General features: G+C 63.1%; 28 protein-coding genes. 3 read left to right on the top strand and 25 right to left on the bottom strand.

Annotated elements, in window-relative coordinates; translation table 11 throughout:
* Positions 1–14: 14 nt before the first annotated feature.
* From AEB_RS12005 to AEB_RS11990, 4 genes are all read right to left on the bottom strand, one after another.
* Positions 15–467 (bottom strand): type II toxin-antitoxin system VapC family toxin, encoded by a 453-nt coding sequence (locus AEB_RS12005; RefSeq protein ID WP_119083372.1) that lies wholly within the window; start codon positions 465–467, stop codon positions 15–17.
* On the bottom strand, positions 464–760 hold the full coding sequence (locus tag AEB_RS12000; protein WP_119083371.1) for a type II toxin-antitoxin system Phd/YefM family antitoxin: 297 nt from the start codon (positions 758–760) through the stop codon (positions 464–466). The genes AEB_RS12005 and AEB_RS12000 overlap by 4 nt, the downstream gene beginning before the upstream one ends.
* Before the next feature lie 515 nt (positions 761–1275).
* A complete protein-coding gene (locus AEB_RS11995; protein WP_231958695.1) occupies positions 1276–1821 on the bottom strand; it encodes an RES family NAD+ phosphorylase in 546 nt (181 codons plus the stop codon).
* A 21-nt stretch (positions 1822–1842) separates the two neighbouring features.
* The gene (locus AEB_RS11990; RefSeq protein ID WP_119083369.1) at positions 1843–2478 is read right to left on the bottom strand and encodes a hypothetical protein; all 636 of its coding nucleotides are present in this window, start codon (positions 2476–2478) and stop codon (positions 1843–1845) included.
* Positions 2479–2606: 128 nt separating this feature from the next.
* Between AEB_RS11990 and AEB_RS11985 the strand changes: the two genes are divergently transcribed.
* Positions 2607–3065, top strand: coding sequence for a hypothetical protein (locus AEB_RS11985; RefSeq protein ID WP_172593075.1), 459 nt, complete (start codon positions 2607–2609; stop codon positions 3063–3065).
* Here the strand turns inward: AEB_RS11985 and AEB_RS11980 are convergent.
* The 4 genes from AEB_RS11980 to AEB_RS11965 are packed head-to-tail and all read right to left on the bottom strand — an operon-like array spanning position 3062 to position 9806.
* Complete coding sequence (locus AEB_RS11980) at positions 3062–6823, bottom strand: conjugal transfer protein TraG N-terminal domain-containing protein (RefSeq protein ID WP_119083367.1); 3762 nt, start codon at positions 6821–6823, stop codon at positions 3062–3064. The two genes, AEB_RS11985 and AEB_RS11980, sit on opposite strands and share 4 nt — an antisense overlap.
* Before the next feature lie 12 nt (positions 6824–6835).
* Positions 6836–8260, bottom strand: coding sequence for a conjugal transfer protein TraH (locus AEB_RS11975; protein ID WP_119083366.1), 1425 nt, complete (start codon positions 8258–8260; stop codon positions 6836–6838).
* Between the two features lie 53 nt (positions 8261–8313).
* The gene (locus tag AEB_RS11970) at positions 8314–8889 is read right to left on the bottom strand and encodes a hypothetical protein (protein ID WP_119083365.1); all 576 of its coding nucleotides are present in this window, start codon (positions 8887–8889) and stop codon (positions 8314–8316) included.
* Entirely contained in the window at positions 8889–9806 is a 918-nt protein-coding gene (locus tag AEB_RS11965; protein WP_052207706.1) for a conjugal transfer protein TraF, read from the bottom strand. The genes AEB_RS11970 and AEB_RS11965 overlap by 1 nt, the downstream gene beginning before the upstream one ends.
* Positions 9807–9848: 42 nt before the next feature.
* Here AEB_RS11965 and AEB_RS11960 point away from each other — a divergent pair, with 42 nt between their 5' ends.
* Entirely contained in the window at positions 9849–10151 is a 303-nt protein-coding gene (locus AEB_RS11960; protein ID WP_018250916.1) for a type II toxin-antitoxin system TacA family antitoxin, read from the top strand.
* Between the two features lie 21 nt (positions 10152–10172).
* Entirely contained in the window at positions 10173–10688 is a 516-nt protein-coding gene (locus tag AEB_RS11955; protein WP_039570796.1) for a GNAT family N-acetyltransferase, read from the top strand.
* Positions 10689–10768: 80 nt separating this feature from the next.
* On the opposite strand, the gene AEB_RS11950 is transcribed toward AEB_RS11955, so the two are convergent.
* The 17 genes from AEB_RS11950 to AEB_RS11870 form a co-directional block, all read right to left on the bottom strand.
* Positions 10769–11374, bottom strand: a complete 606-nt coding sequence (locus tag AEB_RS11950) for a S26 family signal peptidase (protein ID WP_119083364.1) — start codon at positions 11372–11374, stop codon at positions 10769–10771.
* Positions 11346–12227, bottom strand: coding sequence for a type-F conjugative transfer system pilin assembly protein TrbC (locus AEB_RS11945; protein ID WP_119083363.1), 882 nt, complete (start codon positions 12225–12227; stop codon positions 11346–11348). The genes AEB_RS11950 and AEB_RS11945 overlap by 29 nt, the downstream gene beginning before the upstream one ends.
* A complete protein-coding gene (traN, locus tag AEB_RS11940; RefSeq protein WP_119083362.1) occupies positions 12199–13323 on the bottom strand; it encodes a conjugal transfer protein TraN in 1125 nt (374 codons plus the stop codon). The genes AEB_RS11945 and traN overlap by 29 nt, the downstream gene beginning before the upstream one ends.
* The gene (locus AEB_RS11935; protein WP_119083361.1) at positions 13320–15176 is read right to left on the bottom strand and encodes a hypothetical protein; all 1857 of its coding nucleotides are present in this window, start codon (positions 15174–15176) and stop codon (positions 13320–13322) included. Before AEB_RS11935 ends, traN begins: the two co-directional genes overlap by 4 nt.
* A 251-nt stretch (positions 15177–15427) precedes the next feature.
* Positions 15428–16444, bottom strand: coding sequence for a TraU family protein (locus tag AEB_RS11930; protein ID WP_119083360.1), 1017 nt, complete (start codon positions 16442–16444; stop codon positions 15428–15430).
* Complete coding sequence (locus AEB_RS11925) at positions 16441–17133, bottom strand: conjugal transfer protein TraW (protein ID WP_119083359.1); 693 nt, start codon at positions 17131–17133, stop codon at positions 16441–16443. The genes AEB_RS11930 and AEB_RS11925 overlap by 4 nt, the downstream gene beginning before the upstream one ends.
* Positions 17123–17356, bottom strand: coding sequence for a hypothetical protein (locus tag AEB_RS11920; RefSeq protein WP_039570811.1), 234 nt, complete (start codon positions 17354–17356; stop codon positions 17123–17125). Before AEB_RS11920 ends, AEB_RS11925 begins: the two co-directional genes overlap by 11 nt.
* Complete coding sequence (locus tag AEB_RS11915) at positions 17353–17679, bottom strand: hypothetical protein (protein ID WP_119083358.1); 327 nt, start codon at positions 17677–17679, stop codon at positions 17353–17355. Before AEB_RS11915 ends, AEB_RS11920 begins: the two co-directional genes overlap by 4 nt.
* A gap of 5 nt (positions 17680–17684) precedes the next feature.
* Positions 17685–20183, bottom strand: coding sequence for a TraC family protein (locus AEB_RS11910; protein ID WP_119083357.1), 2499 nt, complete (start codon positions 20181–20183; stop codon positions 17685–17687).
* A complete protein-coding gene (locus AEB_RS11905) occupies positions 20180–20818 on the bottom strand; it encodes a TraV family lipoprotein (protein WP_119083356.1) in 639 nt (212 codons plus the stop codon). Before AEB_RS11905 ends, AEB_RS11910 begins: the two co-directional genes overlap by 4 nt.
* A gap of 32 nt (positions 20819–20850) precedes the next feature.
* Entirely contained in the window at positions 20851–22155 is a 1305-nt protein-coding gene (locus AEB_RS11900) for a TraB/VirB10 family protein (RefSeq protein ID WP_197714419.1), read from the bottom strand.
* The gene (locus tag AEB_RS11895) at positions 22152–22946 is read right to left on the bottom strand and encodes a type-F conjugative transfer system secretin TraK (RefSeq protein ID WP_119083355.1); all 795 of its coding nucleotides are present in this window, start codon (positions 22944–22946) and stop codon (positions 22152–22154) included. Before AEB_RS11895 ends, AEB_RS11900 begins: the two co-directional genes overlap by 4 nt.
* Positions 22930–23529: a TraE/TraK family type IV conjugative transfer system protein gene (locus tag AEB_RS11890; protein ID WP_197418032.1), complete on the bottom strand. Its 600-nt coding sequence runs from the start codon at positions 23527–23529 to the stop codon at positions 22930–22932. Before AEB_RS11890 ends, AEB_RS11895 begins: the two co-directional genes overlap by 17 nt.
* A 41-nt stretch (positions 23530–23570) precedes the next feature.
* Positions 23571–23837, bottom strand: a complete 267-nt coding sequence (locus AEB_RS11885; protein WP_119083354.1) for a type IV conjugative transfer system protein TraL — start codon at positions 23835–23837, stop codon at positions 23571–23573.
* Between the two features lie 108 nt (positions 23838–23945).
* Positions 23946–24263, bottom strand: a complete 318-nt coding sequence (locus AEB_RS11880; RefSeq protein ID WP_018250898.1) for a hypothetical protein — start codon at positions 24261–24263, stop codon at positions 23946–23948.
* 182 nt (positions 24264–24445) lie between these two features.
* A complete protein-coding gene (locus tag AEB_RS11875; protein WP_119083353.1) occupies positions 24446–25210 on the bottom strand; it encodes a DsbC family protein in 765 nt (254 codons plus the stop codon).
* Positions 25194–25451 (bottom strand): hypothetical protein, encoded by a 258-nt coding sequence (locus tag AEB_RS11870; RefSeq protein ID WP_145985299.1) that lies wholly within the window; start codon positions 25449–25451, stop codon positions 25194–25196. Before AEB_RS11870 ends, AEB_RS11875 begins: the two co-directional genes overlap by 17 nt.
* Between the last annotated feature and the right edge of the window lie 273 nt (positions 25452–25724).

The following is a 25724-nucleotide window of genomic DNA, read 5'->3' as shown; positions in this document are numbered from 1 at the left end:
CGATGTCGCTCGGCTCAGGTCAAAGGGAAGCGGGATGGATCGTCTTCCCAGGGATTGAAGATCACGGCTCCGCTGTGGCGCGTATCCTTAACGTTGCGCGTCACCAGGAAGAGATCATGTTCGATGGCGGTGGCAGCGAGCAATGTGTCAATGACCGGTGGGGCCTGCCGGACCCTGCGCTTGACGTCGCCGGAAATCTCGCCCCACCGGTAGACGATGGCCTCGTCGACAGAGAGGAGCCGATCGCTGAAGCGGTGCGCGAGCGCATCGCGCGCTGCCGTGTAACGCGAGCGATCAGGGTGGTCGGGTTCCAGATTGTGAATACCTTTGTCATATTCCGCGAGCGCCAGCACGCTCAAGAACATGCGATGCTCAGGCTGCCCCGTCGCCCATGCCTTCACGCTTGGCGCACCACTCGGACTTGCGAGCGCCGAAACGACATGTGTGTCGAGCAGCCAACCCTTCAAAGGATGATATCCCTTCCACGGTCGACCTCGCGCTCAAGATCGAGACCATCCAGCCCAAGACCCTCGAGGAACGGCACCAAATCAGGCTTGCCGGCACCCTTGGGGAGCAGGCGGTCGAGTTCGTCAACGCTGATCACGACAACAGCTTCCCGACCTCGAACCGTGACCCTCTGCGGCCCTTCGCTCTGCGCGCGCCTGACCACTTCACTGAAACGAGCCTTGGCATCCTCCAGTTTCCAGGCTCCGGGCGGACCGGATTTGTCCCTGTTTCCTTTGCGAACGGCTGTGCCCACTTGCCTTCTCCTGACTAGCTAGTCAGACATAGCCTCCGTGTCCCGGTTCGGCAAGCGGCTCAGGTAGCTTTTGCGGAAAAGTCTTCTGCTAGTTTCCGAAACTCGCGGTGCATGCGGATCATGCCCCATTTGTTGGTCTTGATCGACGATTGCGGAGCCGGACCGCTTTGCGGTCGCCCACAAGACCTGTGGAATTGGTTCCGCACTTCGGGTTCCGCGTTTATCATCACGCTATGACCAAGCAGAACGATTCGAGCCAAGGTTCACTGTTCGGCGCCGGCGAATTGCCCGCAATCAAGCGGACAACGCAGGCGCTTCCCGACCGGTCAACGCTTGAGCCATTGAACCAATTGTCCCCTGATCGCATGCATGCTCTCAAGCGTCACAGCGCTAACCGCAATCCCATACGAAGGTGGTTCAGTGCACTGATCACGTGGCGATAGTGCGTCTAGCATCTCCATCTACTAACCCGGCGCATGATCTCCCATTGGTCCGATCCGCCCCGGTTCGGCCATTCAGGACTCAGCAAATATCTTTCCGTAGTGACGGGCGAGGACGGTAGCTTCAGCCGCTCCGATCGCAATCGCTTTGGTCGTCGTTTCGGCAATCGCGTCCGCGGCGCGATCGAACAGTGCTACGCACCGATGGTTGTCGAACCGGGAGGTATAAAGGATGCCGTCGGCGACGGTCGTTGCGTGAATTTCGGCGCTGACCCTCCAGCATCTCAGATAATCGATGCCATGGAGATCGGTAAGGGAGAGGCCGTGTGCTGAGACGCCGGCAGCGATCAGAGGATAGAGCCTCAGCGCTCTTGTAGTCTCGAATGCACTGCGCACTCGGGCTTCGATGCCTGACGAGAGAATGTATGGGGTCTCGGGAGTTCGGGCGAGTGTCTCGCCGAACGCCGTTTCGAGCATCCTTGCCGCATACAGCACCTTATAGCTGCCATCAGGCGAGTCGAAACGGGACTGCGGGGTATCGCCGACAGGTCCGAAAAAAATCGGACTGTGTTCGGCGCGATGTATGCGATGAAGGCGCACGCCCGCGCCGATACGTCTCAATCGGATGGGCACCACTGACGATCAGGCGGTCCAGCTCGCGGCAAAACCTGCAAGCTGCTTTAGAATTCTCTGCTCCGGCCGTCTCGCGAGCGTTTGGAAAATCGTTTCGGGGGACGATCCAAACCCATCGCGCGGCGTGGTGAGCATCATCAACTGCTCCCAAGGGTTCATATCGTCAAAGGCTTCCAGCACGGCCTTCAGGCCATGCAATACCTCGCCTTTGACAAACTGCGCGGCGGGATAGCGGATATCCGTTCCGTAGGGGACGCCCAGAATCTGGCGACGCTGGCGCTGCTTGTCGATCGCGGCCTGAGAGACGCCGAGCATCTCGGCGACATGGGGGCGGTCGAACATACCGCCGGCCCGCTCGGCCATCTCCTTACGAAATTGCGCGGTCCGTTCGCGTGCCGCCCTGATCGCTTCGAGGTCGGCCGGCGCTTCGGGCGCGATGTCGCGCGGCGCGATGACCAGCGCGTGCCGGAGATCCTCAGAACCGACGATATCAGCTAGCGTGTCGTCGCTGGCAGACTCTACCGCTTTGGCAATTGCCAGCGTCAGCCTTTCCAGCGCCTTGTGCCGCAAAGTGTCGTTTGCGGAAAAGGCTGCAGGCGGCGAGGTGCGCCGGCTGGATTTCGCGACGTGGGCGGTGCTGGCCATGATTGTCCTTTCCGTCTGTAATATATAAACTACGACAAAAAGGACAAGGGCGGATTGTCAATTGGGAGTGACGTTAGACGCCTTTGATGGTAAGAGGAATTCGAAGGGATTTCACGGTGGAAACCGGCATGGACGATCAGAATAATGCGAGCATCCCGGAGGTACCGAAACTGTCGGCGTGGCTCTGGTCGCCTTGGTATGCCAAGGTCTGGTGGACGACTATTCCCATCTGGTGGGTGGGTATGGCCATGTCGACGCGCGTTGACGCGATGGCGGTGTTTTATCGCGGAGCACTGGCAGGCTATCTGAATATCCTGTTCTTCCCGCTGACCGCGCTCATGGTGCTCGGCGTTGGTTACGTTCGCGAGCGCCTCGATAGTTTCGTCCGACCAGGCGATGGTATGCCGTTGTCCGATGAGGACGATTTTTTCGAAAGGCGGAGGCGGGAGGAGAATAATCGCTTTTTGGATGGTATCGGGAAGGGCACCGATATGTTCAACCCCCGGTCAGGGCCACTCTGGATCGGCAACCCTTTGAACCCACTCAATACGGGGTACGTCGATCCCCATACCGGGAAGCATCGTTAGCGTTTCTTGTAGTTACTGTCGCCGTCACCGGGGCTGCCTTGGATATCGGTTGAGAAGCTTCCTTTCGAAAGAACGGAATTCTGCTCCAGGGAGGTGAGCGGACCTGTGACATCAAAGGTGGCGCGCCCGTTGTCTGCATCCTGCAGGTAGCGATTGCGCATACCTTCAGTCCCGAGGATGCGGTTCGAGAGCTCACGTGAGAATGTCGCCTCAGGATTGCTTGAACGGGCAGCAGCGCGTTCCGCGGCGGCAATTGATTCGCGAACGTCGTAGTTCACAATGTCCATTGTCGCATGGGCATCTTCGGTCGTGCTTCCGGTATCATGACTTTCAAATCCGACCTTAGCGCCAAAATTGCCGATCGTGGAACGGTCCGTCCGGTTGACTGGTGCCGCCTGGCGACTCCGATTTGAACCGCTACCGCGCCCTCCCGTTGTCTCGGTATCCGAGACACCGACCGAACGCCCTACATCGATTCCGACGTTGGTTCCCATCGTGGTTTGGTCCTGAGCAGAACGCGACAGGGATCTCTGCCATCCCGTCTGCGCCATGACCGCCTGCACATCGCGCTGGAGCGTGTCGGCGACCTGAGGCTTGAGGCGCCACTCGCCTTTGCGGTCCATCTCGAACCCACCGCGCAGCCAATTTGAAAGCATGGCCTGCCCCTCGGCCCCGCCGCCCATGAAATGCTCGATCGTGTCCGGCCCAGCCTGTTTGCCGGCCTCGAAACGTGTGCTGGTGTCGCTGCGCGCCGAGCGGCTGAAATCCGTCCCGCTTGAGACAAGGAGGTCATTGTGGGCGAAACTGAAGCGTGCATGCCCTCCATTGGCAATCGCGCCGAGTTGACTCTCGTTGATGAGACCCGCCTTCCACATGGCTGCAGCGGTCTCGGGGGTGAGATTGAGGCCAAGATCGCCATTCTGGTCCATGGCGATCTGGCGCTTGCTCAGGTTGACACCATGCTCGGCAAGCAGCCCCTGCATGCGGGTAAGACGCTCCCGATCGACGATCGAGGTCAGCCGCTCGTTACGCGCGCGATCGGCGATACCGGGCGCACCACCTTCGGACATATCGACTTGGTTGCCGGCCGTCCGGCTCAGTGCCTGGATGAAGCTGTCGAGACGCGCAGCCTCGCGCGTCGACGTGCCAGCAGCCGCAGCTCCCTCTGCAAACCCGAAATTCTCCGACTGCCTGCGTTGCTCGCCGATCCGCGCCGCGTTGCGCGTGCCGGAGGTGCCGACCTCGCGCTGAGCGTCGAGCCTGCCCGAGCGCTCGGCGAAATCATAGCCGGCCGCCTCGCTGGTCCGGCCATAGACGCTTGTGCCTTCGCGGCCTGCCTCTGCAGTTGCGCCATCAGCGGTGCCAAGGTGGGTGGCCGCACTGTAACGCTCCAACGCAGCCTCAACCTGCGCCTCGTTGCGGCCGGTGGCGCGGGAGAGTTGACTGATCGCAGTGCTGCGCGCTTCGCCCGACAGCGCATTGATAAACCCTATGCGGCGGGATGTTTCGTCCACCGACAGGCCCAACATAGACGCGGCTTCGCGCTGGCCCTGATTGCTGCCGGTGCGCCAGCCCTGTTCGGTTGCGACATTGGCGCGTTCGATGCCGGCTACATTGTCGCCAGCATGATCCCGGCGTCCCTCCATCGCACCCACCTGGATTTGCGCGGAGGTGAGATCGTTCCTGAACATCTGCTCCTGGTCGAAAGCATTGGCAGTGAGCTTGGCGAAGGTGGGGTCGGCCTGCGCCTCGCCGATAACACCCGACGCCTTGAGCTGCGCGTCCGCTGGCGAATAACCAGCGCGTTCAAAGTGACGCGTCGCGCCTTGCATCATCATCCCATAAGCGCGCTGGTCGCCAAATGCGCGCCACTGGACAAGGTTCTGGCTGAAGGCGGCGAACGCCTTCTCGCCGGCTTCGCCCTGGCCGAAATAGCTTGTCCCAAGACTTCTCAACGCATCCTTCTCGGCGAACTGATGGATGGCCGTGGTGGCAGCATTGGCCTGGACTGCGCGCGCGACAGACGGATCGGCAAGATCGCGCTCGCCCAGCGCGGGCGCGAGGCTCCCCAATTGGCGCGAACCCTCGATGCCGCCGAGCGCGAAAGCCGTACCGCCCGGCGTTCCTGGGCGCTCACCCAGAATGTGGCCAGCCTCGCCATACGTCCGGTTCGCACCGAAGGTGGAGCGCTCCCCAAAATCCCCAAAGCTCGAAGCCGCCGCGGCGCGGGACCGCGTTCCCATCGCCGAAGCCTGAGCCTCCAGCGCCGAAGCCTGACCCTCGTTGGTCCCCATCGGCGCGGCGGCGGCTGTGCCCTGACTCGCAATCCCAAGCGATCCCGAGGTGAAGGAAGTGAACACGTTGCCGCTGAAACGGAAAACGGTAAACACAAAAGCCCCGGCAAGCCCGGCGGCGGCCGTGCGGAAACTGCCGAAGATCGCAAGCGCCTTCATTGCGGCGGACGGCGCCAGCAACCAGGCATTGGCAGCGAGCGCATTGGATCGCAATTCGGCGAGCGTCGCGGTCGCACGGCCGAGAGTGAGCTGATAGATGCCCGCGTCGATCACACCCCAGAGCGCCACGAAGACGAACATACCGAGCGCGAAGCTCGCCACGCGCAGGTTGATCGGCGTCAGGATGAACAGCAAAGCGATGGGGATCATGAAAAGCATGATACCGAACACCGTGGCCCGGATCGTCGGCATCCATTCGTTTGCGACCGACATAGTCGCCAGGCCATTCGAGATGACCGCGCGATTGGCCATGACCCTGGCCGCACTGGCCGGCGAATCCTCGAAGAGAACGTCGCCGACCGTGTTGCCTAGAAGGATGTCGGTCAGGAACGCTTGTGCGCTCAGCGGCCGGCCGAGCATCATCTGGCCCATTTCGCCCAATTGTTGCCGACAGCGGGTCATCTGCTGGGCATTGCCGGTGTCATAACCCGTGCGTGCGCATATCTGACTGGTGTAATTATCGAACAGCACGGGGTCGGACAGGCGATCCGAAATGTGCGTCCAGGCATCGGCGCAACTCACAGTGGTGCCGCCCTTGTCGGCCTCGGTATAGACCGTCGAGAAGGTCGCTGGCCCCGCCATCGCCGCGAACGAGGCAGGCAAGTCGGCCGAGGTCCGGAACAACTGATCGTCGTCGACGCCATAGGCGGCCGACACGCGCGCGACCGGATAGCATTGACGGACATAGTCCTTGATGGTCGCATCGAGGAACACATCGGTCATCGGCCCGCGCGGGCTGACCGCGTTGAGGAACAGGTCGAAACTGTGTCCGCCCGCGCCGAATTCGATCTTGGCGTTGGGATCGAGCGTATTGTCGTCGATCGTCTCGACCATCGCGCGCTCCATCATGTTGGTCGCTCCAGCGACGAGGACAAGCAGATTGGGAACGCCGCCGACCGGCTGATAGGCGTTGCGGACGCGATCATAGACATGGACCGTGCCAGTCGTGGCGATCAGGCCGACGAAGAGCCCGACGCCGACCAGGATCTGGAAACCGAAGGCGACGAGGCCCATGCCGGTTCCTCGCACGCTGGCGATTATTGCCCCGAGACCGATGCCTACCGTCGCGACGATCATCACCAGTGTCTCGTAGCGTGGATCCCCGAAGATCATCGAGACAAGACGGAAGGCGTCGACCGTCTCGGCAAACCCGTCATAGGTGTGGAAGCTCGTATCGACCGCGAGCGCGGGCGAAGCGAGGAAAAGGGCGGGGAAGGTGGCAATCAGCCTCGCAAGCCTGCGCATGACAATTTGTTCCTATTGGTTGCGGGCAGCGGCGCCGGCGGCGTCGCGAGCATCACGGTCGCGTGTCCGCAGGAGCCCGGCGTAGTTCGCGGAAAGATTGGCCTGGTTGAGAGCGGCCATGTAACTTTGGCGCATCTGCGCGCGCTGGCGCAGCACCTCGTCCCTGAGATCCCGTAACTGCTCGATGCCTTTGGACAGTATCCGCGTCTGGCAGACATTCTTGTTGTTCCCGTCTGCCGAACCCGCGACGGTCGCGCCGCGCTCGGCGTTCATCACGGTGAAGTCGATCGTGCGGGTCAGGTCATTGAGCATCTGGTAGGCGAGGGTGAGGGCCACCAGTTCGTCGGTATCGGCAATGACGGAGTCGACGACGCCCTGACGAACGCCCCATTCCAGCATGCGATAGACCGGAAGCGTCCTGACATTGGCGACGAACTGCTTCTCCTCGGCCGAGAGCGCCGCACGGGTGCGGATCTTGGTCGCGATCGACTGCATGCGCTCTCGGGCCAGAACGAGCGCGCCGCGCCCCGATCCATCCTGCCCGCAGTCGGCACCGGTCGGCGGGAAATTGAGCGTACGGCGCTGGACGCGGCCTGTCAGGAAATCCTGCGCGCTTTCCGTGTCCTGTGCGGGGCATTGCGGAATGGCCGTGAACAAGGGCACGCGGTCACCGTCGTCCCAGCGCATATAAACGTCGCCGACCCGGGCGCGCATCACGCTCGCCCAGTCGGCTGCGCCGACGCGCGAGGCGGCATGAGAAAGCAGCGACCCGGTGCGGAAGATGTCGGTCACTTCTGCCGGGCAGTTGGCGAGCGCGTCCTTCAGGTCTTCGGTAGGGTTGTTGTTGTTCGCCTCGATCTTCTCGCGGCTTTGCTGGTAGCTCTTCGCAAATCCTTGCTTGACCGAGCGATAGCCGGTCATCTCCTCGATGATCCCCGACATATTGTCGTCGCCCTTCGCGATCTGCACCATGCGATTGGCGAGACGGCAGTCATTGACCTGAATCGAGTTCAGGAAATTGGTGGCCGCTTCCATTTTCGAGATGATGTTCCCCATCTTCTCATCGAGCGTCTCGAGCAGATACTGGAAGGCGACCGCCGGCGCCGCCTGAAGGATGCTCTCCAGCTTCTGGACCAGATAATCGGGATCGAGGAACGACATGCCGCCGAGGAACATGTCGATGCCGCCGCAACCCGCCCTGACCTTGGGCAGGCTCACCGACATCAGATAGTCATTATGGACGTCCACCCGGCCCGACATTCCGCCTGCGGTCACATAGCCGCGGGTCTGATCCTCGAAGCTGCCGGGGGATGAATAGGTGACGTTGTCGAACCAGCTCTCGGCCCAACTCTGGGCATGGGCGGGCGCCGCGGAGAAAACCGTGGCGACAAGGAGAGCGATCAGCGCGCGAACGGCTGCACGAGGCCTGGCAAACATGGCGGACTCCAGACAATCTGAGGTGAGGGAGGAAGGGCTGAGGCCGCCATCGCTCAGCGCCTTCCGGTTCGGGTCGCCGGCAGCCCCACGATGCCGGTGAACTTGGACATGGCGCGGACGCCGACCGCGGGTCTCACGCCCGTCAGCATCTTCGCGGCCAGATAGAGATTGCGGGCCAGGTTGGGCGCGTGGTCGGTGCCGATCGCCACCGGCACGACCCGAATATCGTCCGAGACCGGCCGAACCCAGGCGACGGGATGCCCGACCCAGGGCAAGCCGAGACGTCCCGACCGGATCATCGCCTCCTGGGCGCCGATCGTGCGGACGTGCCAGCCATATCGCGCGCCGAGCGCCGTCAGCTTGGTCCAGAGATCGCCGCAGGGCACGCAGCCGGCTGTTGTCGTCATTTCGATGACGAACGCGGCGCCATGCCCTCTCAACGTGGTCGTGAAATCATCGGGGAACTCCCGTGTGACCGGAACCCGCGAGAGCCAGGCCTGCATCGCCTTCGCGTCGCCGACCGGGTGGATCGCGGCCCGCATCGCCTCCGCTTGGCTGACGGTCTGCGCGGATGCCGAACCCATGCCGATGACCAGGCCCGGGATGCCGAGGAGGATGAGCGCACGCATCACGGCTTCCGTCCAATGGAAGCGTCTACCAGATCGCCGTCGAGAGCACGGGGATCGGTTGCGGACACCGGGCCGTTGCCGAGTGCATCGAAGAAGCCGGCATCTTCGCCCGGTCCTGTCATGAACTGCTCGGGCCGGATATCGCCGCGCAGCAAGCGCACCGCCTGATAGGCCATCTGTGCGAGGTTGGGATATGCCTCGACGCCAGAGGCTATGATCATGCGTTGCTGGCTGCCGCGCCGGATGATCATGGTCGTCGGCGTGACCTCGACTCCGAACCGCGCGCTGACATCAGGCCGCTTGTCGATATCCATGAGCGTGACCTGCCAGCCCATTTCCTCCTGGAATCGCTGGATGATCGGCCACTGGACCCGACAATATCCGCAGGTTGAACGCGAGAACATGACGAGAGCGAACTCGCTCGCATGGGCGCGCAGATAGGATCGGCGAATGGCGTCCTTCTCCGCCGACATCTCTGACCGGGCATCACCGACCATCGGGTTGGCCGACTTCGAGTTGAGTTCGGGATATTGCAGCATTGCGATCTGCGTCACACCCGCGAACGCGCGTGCCTTGCGCCGTGCGAAATCCTGAAGCCGCCAGAAATCGGCGACCGCGTCGACCGTCAGCACCGTCGCGGCATAGTCGCGCTGCTCCTCGATGAGCTTGCGGATCTTCGGCGGAGTCCAGGTCGCCAGTTCCGCCATCGGTGGTATGACGGGCTTGACCAATGCGTCCGGCTCGGCGCTGTCCTCAGGCTTTGGCTTGGGCGCCTCATACCACCAATAACCTTGCCTGGATGGGACGGTAGCCGAAGCGCCTTGCGCACTGACCGATGGCGGAAGCGCAAAGAGCGCCGCGAGGGTGAGGCCGATGATGGAAAGTCGACGATGCGGGCTGTCACTTTGTATTGACATTGTCGTGGCAAAACGCCAGATACGGCCAAGGAGTTTAGCGACATGGCACAGCACGCACATACCGATCGAAGCGCCTCGACGCGTAAGGACGATGTCATCCAGATCAGGGCTGCGGCCGAGCTCAAGGCGATGCTCAGCCGCGCCGCTTCGTTGCGTGGTCAGAAGCTGTCCGAGTTCATGCTCGCGAGCGCGAGGCGGGAAGCCGAAGCCGCGATCCTCGATCAGCGCACTTTTTTCCTGGATGCCGAAAGCCATGAGCAGTTCCTGAGCCTTCTCGATGCGCCGCCCGCGCCGTCGCCAGCCCTTGAAAAGCTGATGAAACGCGAACCACTCTGGAATCGATGATCGGACGCATCGCGCGATTCCATGTCCACGCGCCGTGTTACGCCGCCCGAACGCCTCAACGTCGATCACGAGGTCGCCGCGTTCGATAATGGGCGCCATGCCTCGCTCAACAGCTGGCTCGCCGAGCGCGCCCTTGCCAGCGAAGGCGCTTCGGCACGCACCTATGTGGTCTGCGATGCCGAGCGGCCCCGTCAGGTGGTCGGCTATTATACGATTACCACCGCGATGGAGGAGCGCGCGGCCTTGCCCACTGCGAGACTGCGCAAGGGTATGCCCGACAAGGTGCCCCTGCTTTTGATCGCGAGGCTGGCCGTTGCATCGAGCTTTCAGGGGCTTGGCCTTGGCGCCGATCTGCTTGCCGATGCCCTGCGCCGCTGTGCTGCCGCCTCGGAGATCGCCGGGGTTCGCGCGGTCATCGTGCACGCGATCGACGACGAAGCCGTCGGCTTCTACGCGCGGCATGGTTTCATCGTCTCGCCGCTGGGAGAGCGCGTTCTGCTCATGCCCATCGAAGCGGTTCGGGCCGTGCAAGGCTAACCACATAAGACACTGCGTGCTGCGTAGCGTGGTCTGGCACTCCGGGCGCTGCTCGGTGAGCCTATTCTGATCGCGACCGCTCACAGGATGCGCTCCATGCGAATGAGACTCGTGATCGGCAACAGCCCGAAATAGCGACTGTCGAACCCCCTGGGATGCGTCGATCCGACATAGGCCATCCCGGCGGGGATGATGCCGCTCCATTTCATATGGCTGAGTTCCATCCCGTTATGGGCCAGTGGAAGGCTCACACCCAGAAGCTGGCCATTGCAGTAATAGTGACCGTCCCAGCTGCTCGGCTTGAGTGGGGAGGGCGTCTCGAACATTGTAAGCCGGTCGCCGGGCAGGCAGAGCGCATGCTTGGTGACCGATACCGGCTTTGGACCCGCAATCGCGTGATGCAGCGTGAACATCACATAATCACCACGGATGATCGGCCCGGGGCTCTTGCGCACGGCATAGGCCTCGATCGACGGGGACATGACCAAGGTGACTTGCGGCATCAGGACTGCGGCGAACAGCGCAAGGGGCAGAACTACCAGCATGGCGTGCCAGAGTCGTTCCGGCCGCGCGGGCTGATCGGGGCCGGGAGCGCCGAGCGTCACCGCCGCCTTGCGCGGCAGGCTGCGCAAGCGTGGCCACAGACCGGTGATCCACCTAACGATTAGCCAGAAGAGCCTGAGCATGGCTTACCTCCTCTTTCCCGCCCAGGCGGGCATATTCGTCGAGCATTCCGGAGAGCGCGCTGTCGCCGAACACGACATGGGCTGAACGAGGGCTGTCATCGTCGCGTTCGCAATAAGCCTGGGTCGGATCGCCTGGCACCATCGCGAGCGCGGGGACCTGGACGATCCCGTGCTGCCGGAACACGATGGGGTCGATGATGAGCTGGACATTGCGCATGACGCAGTTCGGCCCCTCACAGCCCGGATCGAGACGCAGGATCTGGGCCGTCAGCTTCGCCATCGGGCCCATCTTCCGAAGACCTCCCGGCACGCCGCGAAACGCCATCACCCCGTGCACCCGCTCGAGCTGGACCGCATAGTTGCGCAGCGTCGAGATTGGCATCGAGGAGGAGACGAACAGGACCGGTACCCAACCCTTGGCGGTCACCGCAGGGGCGGCCTTGGCGAGCACTTGTTCTTCGGCAGGTTCCAGCCCCAACGCCTGGCGCAATGCCTTGGCTTGTCGTTCCCGCTCGGCTGCAAGGCTTACTTCTCCGCGCGCCTGCGCAGCGCGGGCGCGCGCATCCATTTCTGGCATAGGCGCGCGGCCCCTAAGACCTTCGAAGGCCCGCCTGCGGTCGGCAGGGTTATCGGTACGCGGAAGCCTCAGATCGGGCGGTTGCCCCACAGCTTGCTTCCCACGGGCGACGGCGCTTTCGAGCCGGTCCATGCTGGCCTGGCCCTGATCGGCGGCGGCTTGCCTGGCATCGCCTTGATCGGCGCCATGCGTGGCATCCTGTCCGAGCGCGGCGGTTGCAGCGCCTATCAGCGCAAGGAGGCCGAGTTTATGGATTGACCGCTTTGAGATACGCATTGACGCGCTCCCCCATGTCTATCTGGATGTCGGATTGGGCGCGGGCCTCGATGTCCGCATAATATTCGGAGAGGTCGATCTTGCTGAAGTCGAGCGCCTGGAACTCCTCCGGCGTGAAGCCGCGGCACATCGGCTTCTTTGCCGTCCCCCAGAGGTTGCCGTTGAACGCCTTGAGCTGGGGACGGCCCTGTTCCTGGATGATGCGCCCGAGCTTTGTGTTGAAGCAGCAATGCCCACGCGCCTTCTGGAGGCAGATGCCGAGGAAGCTCGACGTGCAATAGCTGCCGATCTCGTGGCACATGCCCGACGACCGGAGCATCGCGGTTTCCATGTCCTGCTGGTCGCAGCCGGAGAACAGGAAATCGATCATGAAATTGATCGCGAGGCTGATCGCGATTGAAGTCGGGTCAAGTCCCACGATCAAAGCGTTGGCGCCAGAACTCGCCGCCTGACTTGCTGTCGCCCCGGCCTTGAACGCTGTGTAGGCGGCCTTCATGCCGGTGAACACGCCCTTGGCCACCGCGATCTTGGTGCCGATTGACGAGATGGACGATCCCATCCCATCTTTCACGATCTTGCCCTTGTCTTTGCAGCAATTGGCGAAGGTGGTCGAAAGCCCGGCAGGCCGGCAGCGCACGCCGCGGCCCGAGAATATCTCGATGGTCCCCATGCAATTGCCGTCGGCATCGATGCCGCCGTTGGGCTCGGTGCCCGGATCGTCCATCGGCGGTTCCTCGACGACCGGATTGGTCGCGAGATCGGCGCACTGATTGGGCGAACAGGATGGCGCCCCACCGGTGCTCTTGACGAGGCAGGCATATTGCGGACCCACCGGGCAGCTATACTGGCCCATGGCATCGGCGACGCAATCGACCTCCTGGATCGGACAGAGCCATGCTCCGCTGTTGGTCGCGAGGCAGCTTGCCTGCTCCCCTTCGTCGGCCGCATCACCATTATTGTTGAGATCGGCGGCGCAGATCTGCTGCGCATTGGCGGCACTCGGGCAGGCGAGGGCAACTCCCAGGCCGAGCACCAGCGCCAGCGCGGCACCGCGCGGATCGAAACGCCATTGCCTGTGGAGGGAAGAACCGATCATTGCACGCTCCCGGTGCAGACGAGATCCGCGCCGGCAAGGCGGACGGTTTGCATCATCACGACCGCTTCGGGGAAATCGTCGAGGCAGCCGCAGGCCGATATGATTTCCTCGCCAGGCCCTGCCGGGCATCGATTGTCGGCGGAGCAGGCGTGGAAGAAGGTGTCGTAACCGGTCGGCACATTCTGTTTGCTGCCGACAACGCCGTCGATGGCCGCTTCGCTGTTCGTCTTGGGCGCGCGCGTTTTGCAGACGGGTTCGCACGCCGGCACCGAGCCGCGATCGGGTAGGCTGAAGGCGCGTGTCGAGGTAGCGAAGCTGCCGTCGCTCTGACGCGTCCGGTCGGCCAGCAACGTCTCGGTCGAATGGTCGATGATATAAGCGCCGCGGCTCGTATCAGGCTTCGCGATGTCGTCGACGTTACAGCGATAGGTGCGGTCCTTCAGGAAGAAGTCGCGCATGAGGTCGGTCGGGCAGGCGGGGCCGCCCAGGATACGGGTCTGGGGCAGGGGTCTCAGACCGGTCGCCACACCGTTGATCCAGGTCTGGACCCCATCGACCAGCTCACTGTCGAGCTTGCATTGCGGATCGGCGGCGATCGCCCCGCAACCGTCGACCAGTTGTTCCAGCGTCTTGCAGCTATTGTCGACATCGACATGCACCTGCGCGAAACCCTCGCCGCCCGATGCCACCGCAACGCGCAGCCAGATCTCGTGATCGCCGGCCGTGAGCCAGGGCTTCAGGTCGAGATTGGGATAGGCATAAAAGGTCTTCTTGAGTTCGCATTTGCTCGGTGGAAGTCCAAGCGTTGTCCAGGGCGAAGGGCCCGAACCGATCAGTTGACCATCGATCCGTACCTGCGCCCAATCGTCGGCGAAGAACTGGGTGAGGCGTGCGTCGATAATGCGATCGGGATCGCTCACATGCAGCGTCATGCGGAAGTCGATGAGCGTACAACTGCCCCCCGCAAGGCTGTTGTCGGCTGGCGAACCCATCAGGAAATCGAAGGACGAGCCGTTCTGAATTGTCGAATAGCCGCCAGAGGTCCGGCCGATGATATCCTCCGCGCCGGGCTTAAGCACCGTCACCCGCCGTTCGATGGTGCAATGCCGATATTGAAGCGACGTGCCGCTTCCGACCGCCGAGCCCTTGAGCGCCTGAAACACCGCACTACCACTCGATGCGGCATAGGCGTCCGAGGCGATGATCGCGGGATTGGATCGATAGGCGGTCTGGGGCAGGTTCGGATTGGAGGAGCAGGCGGTCGACTGCGCGCCGACATAGCGAATGGCGGGTCCATCGATAACGGCTTCCGCGACCCCATAGCGCGGATCGGCGGTCGTCAGCGCGCCAATCATCCCGCCGCCGAGATCGCGCAGCACGGACGCCATATTGCCCCAGGCAAGATTGGTGCCGCAGCTATTGTTGATGCAGTAGCAGCCGGCGAGCTTCGGCATGTCGACAGAGGTCAGCTTCAACGCCTTCGCCGCATCGACGTCCCAGCGATAGAAGCTGCACCCATTCCAGCTGCCAGGCTGGCATGACACAACGCCGTTCGCGCAAATGCCCGAGACCGGCACGGGGAGGTTCGAGGTCGCATCGACCGTCCCATCGAGATCGGTGTCACGCGCGATGGTGACTGTGCCGAGGTCGCCCGTGCCCGAAGGCTGGACCAGCACCTCGAGCATCGTTGCGGTCTTCTGGCAGGCGATGTTCGGCGCGAAAGTGCGGCTGTTGTCGACGGTCGAGATCTGCTGTCCGGCAAGGCCAGGCGTCACATAGTTCTGCTGAAGCGCGTCGCTGTCGCTGGTCTTAGCACGCGATGCATCGGCTGCGATATGCGCCCTTTGCTCCATTGTTTGTGCCGGCGCGCACGAAGAAAAGGAGATGGCCAGCGCGTTCGCGATGATGGAACAGGCGGAGAGGAGACGCCGGTCCCACCGGGGGAGCATTGCGGCCGCGCTGGCCGGGGGTGGAGCGACGCCGCCAGGGGGGCTTGGCGGCGCCGCTCCTATCCCGCACGGCAGCCCTCGACCGTAGGGGCCTTGGCGAACAGACCTCCGGAAAGGACGGCTGTCGCGCGCGGGAATTGGGGAAATCGTGTCTGTCATGGCACCGGTATCCCGGCGCAGCAGATCACCTTTTCGAAGAGCATGAATTGGGCATTGTCTTTGCCCGGCGCGTGCTTGGCCGAGGACCAGAGTGAACCCGGCCGACCAATATTCACGCACTTGCCGCCCTTCACAGGCTCCATGATCTGAAGCTTGTAACGGCTCTTGGTCCAGACGGGCTGGGGGATGAAGGAGCAACCATCCGACGAGCTGATGGTGAGCGCGCCCAGGCGCCCCATCATGAAGACCCCGCGTGCTGCGAGTCCCGCCCAGGCCTCGACGCTGTCGTCGAAATGGATGTCGCCGGCGATCGGATAGGTGGCGCCCCAGCTCCCCATGCACCAGAAGAGTGGATCGATGACCTTGCCTGCGGCCGCCGCGGCGCTGTCGCCCATGCAGGCAAGGCCGGCGGCAGGGTTGCCGAACAATATGCCCTCGGGCTGGATGATCGCGCCTAACGTCCCCGACTGCCAGGTGGGCAATACCTCGGTGATCATGGCGACATCGAAGCCGTCATTCTCGAGGCAGGGCAGGTCGGTGAACATGTCGAGCATCGCCCAGACCGGCGAGATGTAATAGTGCATCTGTGCGAACATCTTGCGCGTGTTGGTGCCGTCCGAGATCGACGATTGGCTGCCTTGCAGCTTGCCGCCTGTCGGCAGCAGATCGGCACCCAGGGCCATCATGCAACCGGGTTCGGTCACGACATCCACCATTCGGTTCGGCGACCAGTAGGAAACCTTGACCCCGAACCAGAACTGGATGCCCTTGCGACAGGCGCACAAGGGCTTGGAGGCCGATTGCGCGTCGAGCGCCTTGTCGAGCTTGTCGAAGCTGCCGACGCGAATGCCCCCGACCGTGATCGGAAAGATGCAGGTCCAGCGCACTTTGGTGATCGGATTGAAGACCGTGCCAGCCTCGCATTTGGAGGCATGGGCCTGGCTTGGCCAGGCAAGCGTCATGACAAGCCCGATGATCAGGCCAGCGACGAAGACAGGCAGACGTCCGATCATCGCGTCGCTCCTTTTGGCGGAACGGCAGCGGCGCGGCTCCTGGGCCCATATTCGGTGAGAACGAGCCGTGTACCGGACTGCTCGACGATGACCGGCGCCACCGTCAGCCCGAGACGCTGCTTGACCCTTTCCTCCAGGATGTAGATCGGCCGGCCAGTCTTCTCGCTAAGATCGATCGCATCGCCATTTTGCGTGCCCAGCGCCGAGAGTAGAATGAAATCGCTGGCGCGGGCGTTGCGGAGCGCCCAGTCGAGTTCGCGCGGATGCACGACGACGAGGCGCTGGGGCAGCTTCACATAGGTCAGCGGGTTGAAGGTGAAGCCCTTGGGATAGAGCGTCTTGCCATCGGGCAAGGTGATGTCGAAATCGAGTGTATAGAAGGGTACGACACTGCGGACCCGGTCGGCGCCGGCAATCCCGAGTGGCGCGGCCTTGAGCGCCGTCCACCTGTCGCGCGGGCCGAAGGCCTTGCTCATGTCGCTCGGAAGCGTCGCGACCTTGGCTTCGATCTCGGCGAGCGCATCAGGTTCTGCGATCGGCCACGTCCGCCCGATCGTGCTACGCGACGGGGCGGCGCTGTTGATCGGTCCGGCTGCGGCGAATGCAACTGCGACAGCCAGCAGATTGCCCGTGGCGAGCACCAGCAGTATCGGGCCGCGGCGAACACGACCGAGCAGCCTATCTGCCATGACGGTGCCTCCAATGCTGTTCGGGCGGCTCGGGAATACCGATGAGCGCGGCGACGAAGGCTGAGAACGCCAGAGGTGTCAGGACCCAGATCAGCATGCCGGAGTTCCGGTCGAGCGCCGGGGACATCAACAAGAGTGCGCTTTGGACCATCATGAGCAGAAAACCGCTGACCATGAGCCGGATCACCGACGGCGAGGGTGTGGAAGAGGTGAGGCCGTTCATTTGCCCCTCCACCGGCGCAAGCGGCTCATCAGTTTCGCGGTGCCCGCCGAGAGGCTCAGCAGCAGCAGGCCAGTCGCAAGGCACGATGCCGCCACGAGTAGCGAGGCGCGCAGCACCATCATGGTCGGCTGCTTGAGCAGGAGCCCCGCGATGAGCACCAGCAGGCCCATCATCACGGTCTCGATCATGACGAGCCGGAAACGCCACTGGAAGGATTCCGCCTCGAACCGCTCGGCGAGCCGTCGCTCGACGATTAATTCGATTGCTTCATTGTCGGACCAGTTGAGCGGTAATTGGTCCGGATGCGGCGTAAAGCGTGCCATGGCGATCACGCTCCCACCAGGCGAGGCGCGGCAGGCGTGCCCAGGATCTGCGAGGGCTCGACGCCGGCGAGACGGCAAATGGCTTCCAGCGGCGAAAGGCCCTGACGCATCAGCGCCTCGAAGGCAGCAACTTCGTCGGGTGCGGAGGTATTGATCCAATAGCTGAATGGATCGACCACGAGCCGGGCGATACCGAGCCCAAGCGGGGAGTCGATGAACACCTCGCTGTAATTCGGCTTTGAGTTCCGGACCGATTTCAGCAGGTCGAGAACGAAACCCGAATAATCGAGGATCTTGTTGTCGACCGCCCGGTCATAGGTGGATCCCTGGAGCAGGAAGCGGGTCGCGGCATTCTCCAGGATCACTTGGCCCGTGCCACCGAAAAGGGTCAGGTCGTTCATCGACTGCAATACGATGCCGAACGATCCGCGATATTTGCGGGCCCGGCGATAGCCCTGGCCGAAGGCCTCGGCGAGGCGCGAGAGATCCTGGCCGTCCGTGCGCGTCATGAACTGCGCGGCCTCGTCGCACAGCACGAAACGGGGCTTGTCGCGCGCCGAGAGGTACAGTTCCTGGGTGACGGCATTGACCACCACCATGACAATGACGTTGAACAAATCGGGCATGGATTTGAGGCGTTCGAGTTCGAGCACCACAAATTCATCGTGGCGGATGTCCAGCGTTGAGGGGCCGTTGAAATAATGGCCATAGGCGCCGCCCGACCCGAAATCGCGCAGGTTGAAGGCTAGCTCGCGCGCAACAGGTACGAGATGGTCGACATGATCGAGCGCGGTCTCGACGAGCTCGGGATAGGTGCCGAGCCATTCGCGCACAGCATCGATGCCATGATCGGCGCGGCCCGTATCGATCGTCCACTGGACAGCGGACTTGAGGAGATTCCACTCCGAGGTGGTAACGCCCTTGCGGGTGGAGGCATTGGCCATCTCGGCGACGATCGCCACCGCCATGGTGATGGCCGACTGCTTGTCATCGCCGTCGAGAGCGAGGCCCATGTCAAAGGGATTGAGGACAAGATGCTCCTCGCCGATATCGATATAGCGGCCCGAGCAAAGCGTGCAGAGCTTGCGGTAGCTGCCGCCGATATCGATGATGCGGATGAGCGCGCCGCAGGCGAAATATTGCTGGCACAGATTGTTGAGCAGGAAGCTCTTGCCGGCACCGCTTTCGGCAGAGACGATGAAATTGTAATTGTTGATGCGCGGATCGAACAGATCGAGCGTGACGAGCTGGCCCTTGCGTCCGGTATAGAGCAGGGCGGGGCGGCCGCCGCCGCGAAAGTCCGTCTGGATCGGGGCCATCAGCACGGCCGCCTTCACCGGCATGCGGAAGTCCCGTTCGAGTAGGCGCAGCGTCGTGCGGTCGGGGTAAAGCCCGAAGGGCAGGCTCATCACCAACAGCGTCGGATTGAGATAGCTCTCTTCCTGCATCGAGAAGGGCAGGGGCTCGCCTTCCCACAGGCGCTTGGCGCGCGCGGCGAGATCACGGGCATGCGCGCGATCGCGTCCGAACACCCAGATTGTCGGGATGACGCGGACAAATTTGCTATTGCCGGCCTCATCGAGAATCCAGCCGATCTCCTCGATCTGCTTGCCGACCTCCACTGCAAAGCTGCCTGCCGCTTTCTGAGCGGACAGGATCTGCGCGCGCTTGTGGATTTCGAACTGCGAATGATCGAACAGGATGTTGAGCGTATAAAGAAACGGCCCGCCGATCTGGTCGCTGTCCTCGGACGCGCCGCGCATGCCGCCCATGAGGCGGTTCGCCCGCTCAGCCGTGATGCGCCGCGCCGGCGCTTTCGGCGTCAGGCACCGCGCGACCTGGTTGCCGAGGAACACCTCCGCACCGTCGAACACGAGATCCGGCCCCGCATTAATGATCTGCTTGCCGATCGGCGGCGCGCCCGTCGTAGTACCGTCAGCGAAGACGCCGGGCGCCGTATCCGCGACGCCGTTGAAGATGCGTCTGTAGAAGGCGACCAGCTCCTCTGGCGGAAGCCGACGAATGCCGAGCTTTGCCAGTTGCTCCTCGACCTGCCGCCGAAGGTCCTCACCAAGCGGCCGGCGCGTCTTGATCGACAAAAGCGTGCGGAAGTTGCGCACCGGGATTCCGTGGAGCGCCTTGAGCCCATGTCGCCCTTCGCTGAGATACGCATGAGTGTAGCGCGCCGATGCCTGGATCAGCGGATCATCACGGGTCTTCAAATCGAGGAAGGCATCGAGCGCGTCGTCGATCAGCGGATCCGCGAAGGTGTGGATCTGCAGGACCGTCCCGTCCGGGAAATGGATGTTGAGCAGCCCCTGCAACGCGCCCTGGACATGCGCGAACATATAGGCGGTCGGTACCAGTTCCCAGGCATGGCCCCAGGTATCGTCGATGCACAGGAACGCTTCGCTATCTTCGTCCCAGGCGACCAGAGGGAGATAGTCAGAAAAACTATCCCGTCGGACGGCGCTCCGCAGCCGTGCATAAGAGAGGCCGCTCATGGCTGGGGCTTCGGAGCGGGCGCGACGATCGCGGGTGCGGCAGGAACGGTGGCCACCTGCGCCGTCTCACCATCGGGCGCGGCACCATCGCGCACCTGACCAAGGATTGGTGCCTGTGACGCGCGATCGGGAGAGGCGACGAGCGCGCCGCCGACCACCCAGACCGGCTTGTCGATCACCGAATAGACATAGCGCGGCATATAGAGCCGGTCCGGGCGCTCGCGGTCGGCATAGGGGAGGATGAGCGTCCGAACGGTGCGCGCGGGCTTCAGCATCGGCGTGACCGGCGCCTCGATCAGACCCTTGAGCTCCTGGTAGACGCTATCGCGGTAGCTGCCATAGGCACTGACTGCGGCGTTGCCGCCCGGTCTGCCGTTTGCTTTGTCCAGGTCCTGGCCACGAAGCATGGCGCGGTCGTTGGTGACCTTGGGGTCCGATTTCGATGCGACGCCCGCGACGGCATCCTCATAAGCGCGGTCCGGATGGATGCACTGCCCATGGTCGCTGTTCTTGCAGTCGAACTTCTCCGAATAAGGCGACATTATCGATCCGACGGTCGCGCAGCCCCCGAGACTTGCGACCAGGCTGAGCGAAAGCAGCGAACGATGAAGAGCCTGATAGGCCGGCTTGGACATGGCGGGATCTCCTGAGGAATTAGACAAGCACATCAGAATTTGCTCCCGACCGACGGCTTGATCTCGAGGGCGAGCCCCTCCTGGATGACGACCACGACATCCTTGGCCGCGCCGACCTCCACCACCGGGCCAGCCTGGCGAGCTAGATCGAGATAGAAGTCCGTAAGCTTGTCGGAGGACTTGGAGAGGCCGCCCGCGACGCCGGACTTGACCGCATCGCCTGCATCCAGGCTCCGCACACTGCCTAGCGCCGATGTCGACAGGCTGCCGAACGATCCTTCCACACTTTGCGAGATGCTGGCGATCGTTCCCGCGATGAAGGAGCGGGCGAGCGTGGCGCCGGCGCGGGTCACCACCTTGCCGGACAGGCCCTTCTTGCCGTCCCAATCGACGAAGAACCCTTTGATCGCCTGGTCGACCACCGCGTGACTGTCGAAGTCCACACAGGAGATTGAGACAAGCTGGATCTCGACCCGCTCCTTCGCGAGGCTGCCCGTTGCGTTGCCGATGACAAAGCAGCCTGCGAGATTGGCCTTGACCTCATTGGGGAGGACGGCGGGTGCCTGAACCCTGGCGATAATCGGCTCGGGATTACTGGTCGCGTCCCGGCTCGCCAGGGCGTCGATGCCGGTCAGCAGCCGCGCCTTCATGAAACCAGGTGGCAAATAGATCGTCCGCTTCCCTTTTTTTGAGGCGGCGCCGCTGCCAGCACCTCCTTCCGACGCTTGCGTGGCTGTCGCCGCGCCGATCGCGCCGACCTGCCGCTGCGTAGGCGGAGCTGGAGGCGCCGGCGGTGCAGCGGGAGCAGCAGGCGGAGCAGGGATTTCGTCGGCCGCGCCGCTGGCCTCGGGCGGCGCTGGCGGATAGGCTGGAGCCTCGCCGGGTATGGCCGGCGGCAGATCGCCACCATCTCCGGCAGCGGCCATATGGGAGCCGCCACCTGCGCCGGGAACCACTTTGCCTTCCTCGATCGCGGTGACCCGGTCGCCGAGCAGGGTCTGTCCGTCGAGAATCTTCTGGAGATCCCCGCGGAGCTTCACTTCGAGACTGTCGCCGCGAAGGCCAGCGCCCATATCGAGGTTCGAGGCCTGGGGCGCCTTGGGCGCTTCCTTGTTGCCGCTGGTACTCGCGGTGTAGAGGCCTAGTCCGAGCAGTGCGATCGTGGAGACGACGCCGAATTGCTTGGCGCGCAGCTTCTGGTCGGAGGTCAGCTTCGACCATTGCGCGGGTAGATCCAACAGGGCCGGTCGCGCGATAGCGTTCTCGTCGCTATCGTCGACGTGGTGGCTCGGGGCCGTTGGCGGCGTCGCCGGCCGGCCGTCGTCATGCGTCGTCATTGCTGGACACTCCGGCGGACGATGATCAGCCGCGCGGTCTCATTGGGACCCAGGGTCAGCCGGTCGATCGTGATGGCAAAGATGTCGGCGCCAAGCGCGGTATCGAGGAAATAGCGCTCATCGAGCGCGGTGGCGGCGCTGGCACGGACCAGATATTCGCTGACCGACAGACCAGCCCCCTCCACTTCGAGCCGCCGCCGTTCGGTAATCGTCGCGGTGGGCAAGTCCGCGAGCATCAGCCTGTCGCGCGAGGGTGCGATCTCGGAGAAGGATGCCGGCACCCTGTCTTGCAGGATCGCGAGCACGATACCGACCGCACGCTCTTCCTCGACAAGTGGTCCAAGCAGCGCGTCATTGGCCCGGGCGCGCTGGGCGCCGCCAGGGACGAGCGTGACGGTCTGGGCCGGTATGTCGGCGGGCTCGGCATAGAGCGGATAGATCGCGCCGTTGCACGAGACGAAGAATTCCGATGGCGTCGTCACATAGCTGTGCGTCTTGGCGCCACTTCCCGGAATATTTGGGTCCTCGGTCTCGAGGACAAGGAACTTGATCCAGGCGTCCGAACCGCCGCGTTCGACGGCGAGGCCCTTCTCGGCTGAGAATTTGACGTCCTCGATGTCGCCGCCCACGCACACGACATGATTGACGTCATGGTTGGAAAGGCGGATTCGGCTGGTCTGGTCAGGCAGCGCCGCGATCGACTGGGCGAAAGCGGGTGCGCTTGCGGGCAGGGACGCAACGAGCGCCCCGGCGAGGCAGGCGAGCCTCGCGCGCTTAACGGATATCGGCACTGAAATTCTCCTCCTGGAGCGCAGTCAGCCAGAAGCGGCCATTTTCGAGCGCGTATCGGATGCGCAGATTGCCGCGGAACTTGCGGATCACGCCGCCAATCACCCTGACCTTCTCGACAGGCACAAGGATCTCGCTGCCCGTCCAGGTGACGGGCTGGTCGCCGCGGATATAGGTCGCGATCGACAGCGTCGGATTGTTGCCGAGCTCATCGAGCAGCCGGTTCAGGCTGTCGCGAAGACCGTTATAGGCGCTGGGATGCGCGATCCGCAGCAGCTCCTGAAACTGACGATCCGCCGAATAAGCGGAATAGGTGCCGGCGAGACCCACGATGTTGAAGGTGATCGAGCGCAGATAGGCCTCGGAAGGCTTGTTGCCTGTCACATAGAGGTCGCCGTCCGCGCCGAATGGCACGATCACGGTGCGCGTGTTCTGGTGCGAGGTGTAGATGACGGTACCGAGCACGGCGGTGATCCCGAACAGGCCCGCGATCGCGACCTTCAGCAGCCGGTTCTCCTCGAAAAGGTTGGCCGAGCCCTGCAGATAGCGGTGCAGGTGCCAGCTCGGCCTCGTGTCGCCGATCATGTCGGGTTGTCGCTTGCGCCTGAAGGGATGAGCCATCTCGCCTACTCGAAGAAGCGGGTCTGGGTCGGACCCGGATAGTTGCGGAAGCGGGCGAGGCCCCAGCGCCAGGCCAGGTGCGGGATGAATCCGCGTGGCTTGGTCCGCTTCCAGGGAATGAAAAGAAGAAGAGCGCAGATGAGCAGCCAGCCGATGATCCCGCCGACGATGACCGCGACAAAGATCACGCTCATCACGACTATGAATTCCTGACTGTCGAACCAGAGGATCTGGACCGGCCGATGCAAGAATTGCGGCAGACGTTCGTCCACGCTCTTCTCCCTTGCTTCACCACGCCGCTGGGCGTGGGTTGCGGAAGGCGACCACCGCCTCCCGTTCCGATGGCCCGGCGCCGGTCTATCCGGCGCCTGGCCAGACTTTCAGATCAGCATGCCGAAGGTCTGGAGGATCGAATCCGCCTTGATGAGGCAGACCGCCGCCACGATCGTCGGGATGCCGATCATGATGTTGGAGAAGAGCCGCGAGACGCCGAACAGGAAGGCGGCAACGCCGCCCACAAAGCCGAGCGGACCCTTGACGCCCTGGTTCACGACGATGTCGTAGATGTCGTAACCAAGGTCGCCAGCAGCCGGCGCCTGGAAGGCGTAGGCGACGCTCGTTCCGGCGATCGCGGCCAGGAGGAAAAGGACCGCCGCGTCGATCGTGCGGAACGTCCTTCCCCGAAGCAAAGTCAACATATGCAGTCTCCTTGTCGTGTCAGGAGCCGTCCCGATCATGCTTGCCGGCACCGACTAATGATCGTTTCCGGCCGGCGGGGCGCTGGACGGCTCCCGGAGCTACGTCCTCGCCGGCATTCCGGTCCTCGCGGGCACTTCTGGAGCGCACGCAGGCGAGGTCCGCCAAATCTCTGAAATGCTGCTCAGGGGCCGGCCTTGGCCTTCTTGCCGCTTGCCTCGATGAAAGCCTCAAGCTCCGCCTGCTGGAAGCCGGATACGAGCTTGCCGTCGACGAAGAGCGTCGGCGTGCCCGAGACGCCCATCTTACGGACCGTCTCAGCATCGCGAGCGACCTTCTCGGCGCCGGCCCGGCATTTGTGCAGCGTCGCCGGTCGCTCGCCGGCATAGATCGACTTGAAGGTGGCCTCGCGGTCGGGGGAACAGAGAATGTGCTCAGCCTTGGCTGCCGCCTGCGGATGAATGCCGCTCACGAAATAGACGAGCCTCTGGACCGGCTTCCCTTCTGCCTCCTTTGCCAGCCAGAAGCGCTCGAGCGCCTGACAATAGGGACAATCGGGATCGGTGAACTCAATGACCTTGGGCGCCCCCGCAGGACCAATGACCAATGCATCAGCCGGATTGATGGCGCCGATGCGCTTCCTCGCACTCGCGTCCTGGGCAAGCGCCGTCAGATTGACGCCATTCTTGTCGTAGATCGCGGCGAACAGAAGATGCTGACTCTCGGGCGCGAAATAGATGACTCGTCCGCCAGCAATGGCCTGATATATTGGCCCTCTGACAGGCGCCGGACCAAAGTCCTCGAACGTCAGATTGGTGAAGGTCTGGCGCAACTGACGCTGAGCCTCCTCGGCTGCGGCCGTGAGCGGCTCGCTGCCGCTATCCTGGGCGTGCGCAGGCGCAGTCGCGCAGATCAGCGCTGCCGCGATCAGCTTAGCGCTGCGGGACATGATGGGACTCCGGACGAACGAGGGAGGTGCGCGCGAAAAGTCGGCCGTCGAGGGTGAGCGAGTTGCCGATCCTGATCGCCGTCGATGTGGTGGGAACAACGGGCTGTTCGGGCTTTTCGCGGATCGAGAAGCCGGAATCGGTCTGGACGACGGCGAGTTGGGCGCTGCGGGCGCAAGGATAGGCTTCAGCGTCCGGCCGGTAGGTCTGGGCGCAGGCAGGTCCCGCGGCGATGCCGAGCAAGATTGCTCCGGCACGCATCGGGAATGAGCATGGGATGTCCATGGCACACGTCTCCTCGTGGCGCCACGAGGCGCTCGGGTTTGGGGTTTGGATAAACCGGGCAGGATGGCCTGGACTTGGGTCCTTGGGGCCGCCGATCCGGTGCGTCCCAAGGCATGACGATCATGAACGGCCGTCGCAATAGGGAGGGCACTGAAGTGCCGAAGCGGCGAAACAAAGCACTATTCAGACGAAAGCAGCGAAATGATCTCGGAAAGCGTTGGAAAGATCAGT

Source organism: Altererythrobacter sp. B11, assembly GCF_003569745.1.
Classification (GTDB): Bacteria; Pseudomonadota; Alphaproteobacteria; order Sphingomonadales; family Sphingomonadaceae; genus Croceibacterium_C.
The sequence above is the reverse complement of the archived record's forward strand: the minus strand, read 5'-3'. Positions and strand labels throughout refer to the sequence as shown.